This window comes from Herbaspirillum sp. B65 (assembly GCF_000333555.1).
GTDB classification, from domain to species: Bacteria; Pseudomonadota; Gammaproteobacteria; order Burkholderiales; family Burkholderiaceae_D; genus Herbaspirillum; species Herbaspirillum rubrisubalbicans.
On the sequence record NZ_BADI01001133.1, the window covers coordinates 1 to 8,720 of the forward strand.

At 61.9% G+C, this 8,720-nt stretch carries 5 protein-coding genes and 1 pseudogene; 2 read left to right on the plus strand and 4 right to left on the minus strand.

The genetic code is table 11. The features are described from left to right. Both I5W_RS26705 and I5W_RS26710 read right to left on the minus strand, forming a co-directional pair. Positions 1-1,085: PepSY-associated TM helix domain-containing protein (locus tag I5W_RS26705; RefSeq protein WP_044531535.1), on the minus strand; the 1,085-nt coding region annotated here is incomplete at its 3' end. A 66-nt stretch (positions 1,086-1,151) separates the two neighbouring features. Further along, positions 1,152-3,323 (minus strand): TonB-dependent siderophore receptor, encoded by a 2,172-nt coding sequence (locus tag I5W_RS26710; protein WP_044531536.1) that lies wholly within the window; start codon positions 3,321-3,323, stop codon positions 1,152-1,154. Positions 3,324-3,566: 243 nt separating this feature from the next. Between I5W_RS26710 and I5W_RS26715 the strand changes: the two genes are divergently transcribed. Then, positions 3,567-3,848 carry a PAAR domain-containing protein gene (locus I5W_RS26715; protein WP_017451163.1) on the plus strand — a complete coding sequence of 94 codons (282 nt, stop codon included), beginning with the start codon at positions 3,567-3,569 and terminating at the stop codon, positions 3,846-3,848. A gap of 104 nt (positions 3,849-3,952) precedes the next feature. Here the strand turns inward: I5W_RS26715 and I5W_RS26720 are convergent, their stop codons facing one another. Beyond that, positions 3,953-6,976: a hybrid sensor histidine kinase/response regulator gene (locus I5W_RS26720; protein ID WP_199901813.1), complete on the minus strand. Its 3,024-nt coding sequence runs from the start codon at positions 6,974-6,976 to the stop codon at positions 3,953-3,955. Positions 6,977-7,329: 353 nt separating this feature from the next. Next, a complete protein-coding gene (locus tag I5W_RS26725) occupies positions 7,330-7,695 on the minus strand; it encodes a hypothetical protein (RefSeq protein ID WP_017451161.1) in 366 nt (121 codons plus the stop codon). A 687-nt stretch (positions 7,696-8,382) separates the two neighbouring features. Here I5W_RS26725 and I5W_RS26730 point away from each other — a divergent pair. Beyond that, a pseudogene (locus I5W_RS26730) lies at positions 8,383-8,720 on the plus strand (ATP-binding protein); the annotation flags it as partial.

Sequence of the window (8,720 nt, forward strand, 5' to 3'; positions counted from 1 at the left end):
AGCCCGAGGATACGGCCGGAATGCAGCGGGAACTGCGCCTGCAGGAAGATATCACCGGCACTGCCACGACCCGGAATCTTGCCGCCTTCATAGGCGCCACTCATGGCATCGAAATAGAGCCAGGCGTTGCCCAGTCCGACATCGCCATGGTCATTGCCCGACTGGAAGAAGCCCACCCCATACACGCCGAACATGCCCGAGTAGAAGACACCGCCCACCGGTTCGGTCAGGCCCAGCTTCTGGCCTTGCGCACGGCCCAGCGCCACGGCTTGTTCACGCGAGATGCGCGGTTCCGGCACCTTGTCAGGGGCAATCGGGGTGCGGGTGTCGAAGGGACCGGCGGTCAGCGTGGACACGCTTTGCAGGAGGGGCCGCATGACCTGGTGCTCCAGGTTCATCGAGACCGACGTCACTGCCAATACGAGCAGCAAGCCCCAGATCCAGACACCGCCGGAGCGATGCAGATCGAAATTGAGCTTGTGTCCACCCTCGCGCCAGCGCAAGACCAGCGACTTGCGCCAGCTGCGCCAGTTGGGAAAGGACAGGTAGAGCGCGATGAAGCAATCCAGTGTCCACACGATCCCGATGATGCCCATCAACCAGACGCCGGTTTCGATGCCGCCCACCGCTGGCAGCTGCATCGTGTAATGCAGCTTGTAGAGGAAAGGCAGCAGGTTTTCACGGGACAGCGAAATCGCTCCCCACATGCGGCGGCCCTGGATCTCACCCGTGACCGGGTCGACTGCGATCTGGTTGTAATCCAGCACCGGCAGCTTGCCAGTGGCCGCATCGATGCGCGGCTCCACCATCATGCTGATGGTGTGACCAGGCTCGGCTTGAGTGAGCACATAGGTCACCCGCAGCTTTGGTTCGGCCGCTTCCACCCGCTGCGCCAGTTCCAGGCCGGGCATGGGCTGCCCGGCCTCGGGATGGTCGGCGCTATGGGCGTGGAACAGTTGCGGATTGAGCCAGGCATCCAGTTCGTGATCCCAGGAGATCAGCGCGCCAGTCACACCGGCGATGAACAGGAATACGGCCACGGTCAGGCCGAACCAGCGATGGAGAAGAACCAGAAGTGCGCGCATAGGCTGGTTTTACCTGGTTAGTGGGAACAACGGTGCACGACCGGCAAGAAGGCTTGCATCCCGCACTCAGAAATCGACCTTGGCCGACACGCTGAAGGTACGCGGGTCGCCCGGCTTGATGTAGTTCTCGTACTGGTACTGCCAGTAGCGCTTGTCCAGCACATTGTTGACCGCCGCCCGGAAGGTGGTGTCGTGCTGGCCGATGCGCGTGGTGTAGCTGGCGCCCAGGTTGAAGAGCGTATAGCTGGCCAGCTCGATGTCGTTGGCGGCGCGCGCCATGGTGCTGCCGGTGAACTTGGCATCGGCCGAGAGCTTCAGGCCGGCCACCTGTGGCACCAGATAGGCCACCTGGGCGGTGGCCATGTTGCGCGGCGCACCGGCTACACGATTGCCATTGAAGGTATTGCCGCGGTCATACTTGGCATCCAGCAGCATGAGGCTGCCACCCACCTGCCACTGCGGCGTCGGGCGGTAGGCCGCGCCTAGTTCCAGGCCTTGGTAGTTGGACTGGCCATTCTGCACCAGCGCACCGTCCAGCGTGTATTCAGAGGCACGCTCGATGCGGAACAGCGCCGCGGTGGCGCTCCAGTCCTGCTGGTCGGTCTTGGCGCCGATCTCGTATTGCTTGCTCTTGAGCGGTTTCAACTGGCTGCCATAGTTGGTGTTGGTCACGCCGGGCACCCCGCCCTGCTCCAGCGACTCGACATAGCTGGTGTAGAGGGTGGTGTTGCTCTCGGGCTTGAACATCAGGGCCAGCGTCGGCGTCAGGGCCGACTTGTCGTAGCGCGAACTGAGCTTGCCGCTGGTGGTGTTGTTGTCCTGCTTGAACTGGTTGTAGCGCCCCCCGGCCAGCAGTGACCAACGCTGCGAGAAGTTCAGCGTATCGCTGGCGAAGACGGCCTGCTGGGTGATGATGGCGTTGTGATAGGTCTGCAGATCGGTATTGCTGAAGTAGGCATTGGTGTTCGGCGCGTACAGATTGCCGCTGCCGATCTGTCGGTACACCGAGCTGATCGAGTAGTCATTGACCTGCTTCTGCCAGGATGCGCCCAGCACCAGCTGATGGTCGATGCTGCCGGTACGCGCATTGCCCTCCAGCATGGCTTGCCACTGGTCGAAGGTATGGCCCTCGCGACTATCGGAGCGCCAGTCACTGTAGTTGCCAGCCGCATCCGAGAGCATGGCGATGGCTTCATTGCGAAAGCGCTTGGCGCTACTGTGGCTGTAGCTCAGGTTAGCCTTCCAGTCGGGATTGAGGCGATAGGTCAGCCCGGTCTGGTAGAACTGGAAGTTGGTATCCAGATGCTGGCCTGGACCGGCCAGGTTCTTGTCGCTACCGCTGACCACCGAGGGCAGGCGGCCGCCGGCGAGACTGCTGGTCACAAAAGATGGTGTCTGGTCGGTGGAATTGCTGTCCTGCCAGATGGCCTGGAAGTCCCAGGTCAGCTCGCGCGTAAGGCGCCCATCCAGCGCCAGCGAGGCCGAGTTGCGGCGGATGTGACCTTCATTGAAGGTCTCGCCCTGGTCATGCGTGACGTTGAGGCGATAGCCGAACATGTTGTCCTTGCCGAAGCGCCCACCCAGGTCGACGTGCTCGCTCCAGATGTTGTTGCTGGTGTAGCCCACCGAGATGCTGCGCAGCGGGGTGTCGGTCGGTTTCTTGGTGACGTAGTTGAGCACGCCGCCCGGCGAACCGAAGCCATACATGAAGCCGGCCGAGCCCTTGAGCAGGTCGATGCGCTCGAAGTGATCGTAGGGCAGCGTGATGCCATAGCCGAGGAAGGGCTTGCCATCGATCCGGAAGGAATTCTGCCAGTCTGCCGGCAGGCCACGAATGGTGATGTAGGACGCCCAGGCGCTGTAGCCGGCGCTGTTGTCGCTGACCGAAGCCTCGTTGTAGAACAGGTCGCCCAGCTTGTTGAGCTGCTTGTCGGCGATGTCCGCGGCGGTGATGCTGGTGACGGAAAAGGGCGTGTCCAGCAGCGAACGCGATCCCAGTGCACCGGCGCTGGTCTGGCTCTGCAGGTGCTGCGTGCCCTCGCCTGCGCCGCCGGCCGAGACCGTCACGGTCGGTAACTGGCCGCTGCCACTGGCGGTCGCAGCAGCATCAACAGCGCCCGTTTGCGCCGACTGTGCAAACGCCAGCGCGGGGCAGCCGGCCAGGGCCATGCTGATGAAGACCGGGCGCAAGGCACGAGACATGACGCAGGGACGCGCCCGCAGGGAAGACTGGAGCAAGGATTTCCTCTTCATATTCATTTTAATTAATGCGAACGATAATGGTTCTTATTTATTTTATGAAATATGACAAAAAAAGGAAACCTTCCTTACAAAGTTTCTGGCTCACACGGCGATGACCTCGAAAAGATTCGAGTTAGCACTACAAAAATTACTGAATGTGCTTGATCTCTCGCCGCCTATGCACAACAGCCGGACTGCTGGCCTTATCTTCCTGCTTTTCTTTCCGCGAAGGGAGCGCACATGTCCAGGGCCATCATCCGTCTCGACGATCCCACCTCGCACGGCGGCGTTGTGCAGGAAGGGTTTGACAATGTGAAGTTGTATGGCAAGGCCATGGCCGGTGTCGGCCATCGCGGCTACTGCCCGCAATGCCAATGTGAATTTCTCATCCTGGCAGGTGAAGAAACCTACGAATACCTGGGACGCCAGGTCGCCGTGGAAGGGATGATGACCTCGTGTGGCGCGGTGCTCATCGCTACCCAATATCTGGCCAAAATTGCCGCCACGCCGAAGAAAGACTGATCCATGCGCAACAACGGCCCGCTCACATCAAGGCGAGCAGGCCGTCCGTGGCGCGCCAATGCAGGCAAGGCAGAGCCTGAAGCGCCCTGCCCCGTGCCATCGCATCAAGCGCTGGCGATCTTCCTTAGGATCTCCTGCAACTGGTCGATATCGTAGGGCTTGGGCAGCGAGTGCGAGGCAAAGCCGACGTTGCGCGCCACCATGGCACCATAGCCGGAAGCGAAGATCACTGACATCTCCGGGAAACGTTCCAGCGCACTCTTGGCCAGATCCACCCCGGACATGCCAGGCAGGTTGACGTCGGTAAAGAGCACATCGAAACTCTGCTCACCCAGCGCCTGCTGGGCGTCCTCGGCACTGATCACGCCGCGCGCCTGGTGGCCCAGCGTCTCCAGCAGTTCACACACCAGTTGCTGGGAATCGACGTTGTCTTCCACCACCAGTAAACGCAATCCGCTGGCGGACTCCGGTGTTTGCTCAGGCGTCGCGGCCACCGTCGCGGCGCTGCCGCGGGTAGCGGCAGCCTGATCGAAGTGCGCATCCTGGCCTTCCGGTAACCGCAGGTGATCTCCCACCGGCAGGACATGGAGGGTGGCGCTGGCGTTGGCCTGGTCGCGCTCGCGCGTGAGCTGGGCCAGTTCGATACGATGCGCCCGGTTGGACAGCATCTGCCGGATGCGCTGTGCCAGCTGATTGATGCGATAGGGCTTGGAGAGCAGTTCCACGCCCGCATCCAAGCGCCCTTCATGCACGATGGCGTCGCGTGGGTAGCCGGAGGTGAACAGGATCTCGATGTCCGGCAACAAGGCCCGCGCCTGGCGCGCCAGTTCGGTCACCGGCACGCTGCCGGGCATGACCACATCGGTAAACATCATGTCCACCGCCATCCCGCTTTGCAGGATGGCCAGCGCCTGCTCGCCATGGTCGGCCTTGAGCACCCGGTAGCCCAGCGAAGAGAGGGTGTCGATCACCGTCAATTGCAGGTTGGCGTCGTCTTCCACCACCAGGATGGTTTCATCGCCGCCACCCACGTCCATGTCGCGACTATCGTCGATGAGCACCTCATCTTCCACGCAGCGCGGGAAGTAGATGCGGATCGTGGTGCCCTTGCCCGGTTCACTGTGCAGGCTGATGTGGCCCTTGCTCTGCTTGACGAAACCATAGGCCATCGACAGTCCCAGTCCGGTGCCCTCGCCTTCGCGCTTGGTGGTGAAGAAGGGTTCGAAGGCGCGTTCCCGCACCTCGGGAGACATGCCGGCACCATTATCTGAAATCTGCAATTGCACGTAGTCGCCGGGAGCCAGGTCGGCCTGCGACAGGAAAGCCGGATCGCTCAACTGTACATTGTCGATCTGCAGTGTCAGCCGGCCACCGTTGGGCATGGCATCGCGCGCATTGATGGCGGTGTTGATGATGAGGTTTTCGACCTGGTTGGGGTCGAGCATACTGTTCCACAGGTCTTGCGTGATGACCGTGGAAATCTCGATATTTTCCCCGACCGCGCGGTGCAGCAGGTCATCCATGTTCTGCACCACGCGCTCCAGGTTGATGCTGCGCGGTTGCAGCGGCTGGCGGCGCGCGAAGGCCAGCAATTGCGACGACAACTTGGCGCCGCGATCGACCGCGCCAATGGCGGTGCGCACGCGCTGCCGGCTGCGCTCATCCAGGCGCGGCTCGGTCTGCAACAATTGCAGGTTGCCGCCAATGATCTGCAAGACATTGTTGAAGTCATGCGCCACCCCGCCGGTCAGTTGCCCCACCGCTTCCATCTTCTGCATCTGGCGCAGCGCCGCTTCGGCCCGGGTACGCTCCAGGATTTCCTCGACCACGCGCTGCTCCAGCGTATCGTTGAGCTCGCGCAGGGCGTCTTCGGCGCGGCGCCGTTCGGTGATGTCGGTGGACACCGCGATCATGGCCTGCGGCCGGCCTTGGTCATCGACGATACGGCTGATGTCGCTGGAGACCCAGAAGGAGCTGCCGTCCGGGCGCAGGTAGCGCTTTTCGAGGGTGAAGGAACTGCCGTGTTCGATGCAGCGATTGAACAGGCTCATGTTCATCGGCACATCATCGGGATGGGTGACGTCGGCCAGGGTCATCTGCAGCATCTCGGCTTCGGTGCGACCCAACATGCGGCACAGCGCCTGGTTGACGCGCATGTAGCGGCCTTTCAGATCCAGTTCCGAGAAGCACACTGAGGCCTGGTTGAAGATCGCGGTCAGGCGATTCTCGCTCCAGGACAGGGCCTGCATTCCGCGCCGCCGTTCGGTCAGGTCGATGAAGGTGCATAGTGCCCCTTGCAACTGCCCGTCCTGCCACACCGGATGGGCCTGGTATTGCACCGGGAAGCTGCTGCCATCGAGGCGCCTGAAGTCTTCGCTGTCGACCTGGGCGCTGATCCCTTCGCGCGCCGCCTTGAGCACCGCGCATTCATTGCGTGCCACCGGCTGGACCACCTCGCCGATGAAGCGTCCCAGCACGTCCTTTTCGCTGGCATAGCCCAGCAATTGCAGAAAGGCGGCATTGCACAGCGTCAGCAAGCCATCGCGGTCAATGGAAAAGAAACCTTGATCGGTGGAGTCCAGCAATTGCCGCACGAAGGCATTGTTGGCACGCACGCTGGCCTCGGAGGCGGCCAGCGCCGCATCCAGGCCGGTGGTGCGCGTAAAGCTGCACAGCACGCCGGCTACGCCATCGCGTTCGCCCTGTGCCTGGTGCCACACCGGCAGGCAGGACAAATCCCACTGGCTGGCGACCCCGACGGCCTGGGCCTCATCATGGAACAAGGATAGACGCCTCAATTGTTGCGGCTGGCCATCGAAGGCGAAGTCGATGGCCTCCTGGCAGGGACGGGCCGCGCCGGCAAACAGTGCCGAACCTCTCAGGGCCGCGCCGAAAGCGGCCGGATGGGCCGCGCCGATACAGGCGGCAAAGGCATCGTTGTAGAGCATCTGACGCGACGGTCCCCACACCAGCAGGCTGGGCAAGGGTGAATGCAGCACGATATTGAGCGTAGTGCGCAGGGTCGGCGACCATTGCGCCAAAGGCCCCAGGGGGCTGCTCGCCCAATCGGTTGCCAGGACCATCTGCGCGGCCAGGCCCGCGCCGCGCAACCAAGAAATTTCTGCCATGTCGTGAAACTTACCTTTAAGCCTAGCTGTGACGGTGAGCACCGGGGTCGGTCTGGCAGGCCGTCGCCATGCACCATCTTGCCCCTGCCGGTCCCTTCATTGTTGTTCGTATCCGCTCGGCGCAGGCTGCATCGGTCAACTGTCGCCGGCCAGCCTGCCGCGTGCCGCAGACGATTATACGGGAAGCCGCCGCGAGGTCCGGCCCCGGTCCCAGCCGGCGAAAAACCACCGATCAAGCGCAAAGCCAGGCCAGGCAGGCGAATGCCGCGACTTCCTGTTTTCCTACATAAAATCGCGCCATGCGCCTACATCCCGTAGCGCTTTGTGCCAGCGATGAAATGAACGTATCGGACTCAACCGGCTTTCTTTTTCTGAGCCCGCTCTTCGCGCAGCAAACGGTTCAGTTCCGCCAGTTCCTGCACCGCCTCCTGGGTCAGGATCACCGGTTCGTTGGGCCGGTAGGCACGGCCACCCAGGCGGCCATTCATGCCGATATAGGCGCGCGCGCAACGGCGCCGATAGGCCAGGATATCTTGCTCGCCATGCAGGGGCTGGCCGGCCGAGTCCTGTCCGGGGGCGGCGAAGCTGACCAGCGCTTCGGCCTCGGGTTCGCCCGCGCCGCTGGCCTGGCTGGAGATGTGGTTACGGTAGGCGGTCCAGTCGCCCTGCGGGATGGCGATGCTGGGATCGTAAGGATGGGTGGAATCAGGCTTTTCCATGAGGCTACCCTGCTCAAAGATGCGACGCCGACAACGTGCGCCGGGCTGGTTGCAACGTAAGCTTTTCCTGGCTGGCCGGCAGCGTTGCCGCCGGACCGATACTGCAATCGATCTTTACCCTTTTCTTCACCGACAGCATGATGTGCTTGGCTCCCTGGTCTGTCCCTGGGCACTGCGCTGTCTAAACCTTCATATGACACTCATTTTAGCCGGGTCCAGCCAAACTGGAAGAGCGCACATGACAGCACCGTACCGGGTTCTTTTCCCGTAGGGCATCGTCGGGCTATGTCCGCCCGCGTGCCACCTTGTTTCTGCGAGTTTTCTAAGAGTTTTGCCGATCTTAAAACCAAGCATGGATGAGCCCTATCGGACGGATCCCGATTGACTTGTAGGACAAAACGGAAATTTCCAATGCCAGGCGAGACAATGCGGATCGTCAATGTGCAGCGTGCAGTAATTAATTATTGCTGCGCCTGCACCGGATTGACGATGACGCCTATAATTGGAATTTCTCAAGGACCAAGACCGGCATCTACCCAGTTGCGGCAGCCTCCACGCTGCTGCCACGGAAATTGCGGCGTTTCCGTCAGATGCCATCGGTTTCGAGCCCCCCCTCCAACTTGTCGCCGCAGCCCATCGCGATGACAATTCGACGCTCTGTTTCGGCAGGCCTCGGGAAAGTAGTGCATGAGCAACCCGTACCACGCAAGCCGCAAGCGCACCGTCGATCTGAGCAATTGTGACCAGGAACCGATCCACATCCCCGGCTCCATCCAGAACCACGGTGCCTTGTTGTGCTTCACCCCCGAGGGCGAACTGGCCACCCGCAGCGCCAATGCCGGCAGCTTGCTGGCCCCGTTGCCCGAGATCGGCCAGGCGCTGGGCGAGTTCCACCCTCAACCGGCGACACGTGCGCTGATCCAGGCTGCCCTGGCCGAAACACAAGGCTACGTGGAGGCGCACATGATTACCCTCGACAGCGGCACCTTCGACTTGGTCACGCACAAATCGGAAGGCGTCCTGAT

What these genes read in the sequence shown, in the direction of transcription:
- I5W_RS26715 (WP_017451163.1), top strand. Translation starts at nt 3,567, where the DNA reads ATGTCCAGGGCCATCATCCGTCTCGACGATCCCACCTCGCACGGCGGC.
- I5W_RS26720 (WP_199901813.1), bottom strand. Translation starts at nt 6,976, where the DNA reads ATGGCAGAAATTTCTTGGTTGCGCGGCGCGGGCCTGGCCGCGCAGATG.
- I5W_RS26725 (WP_017451161.1), bottom strand. Translation starts at nt 7,695, where the DNA reads ATGGAAAAGCCTGATTCCACCCATCCTTACGATCCCAGCATCGCCATC.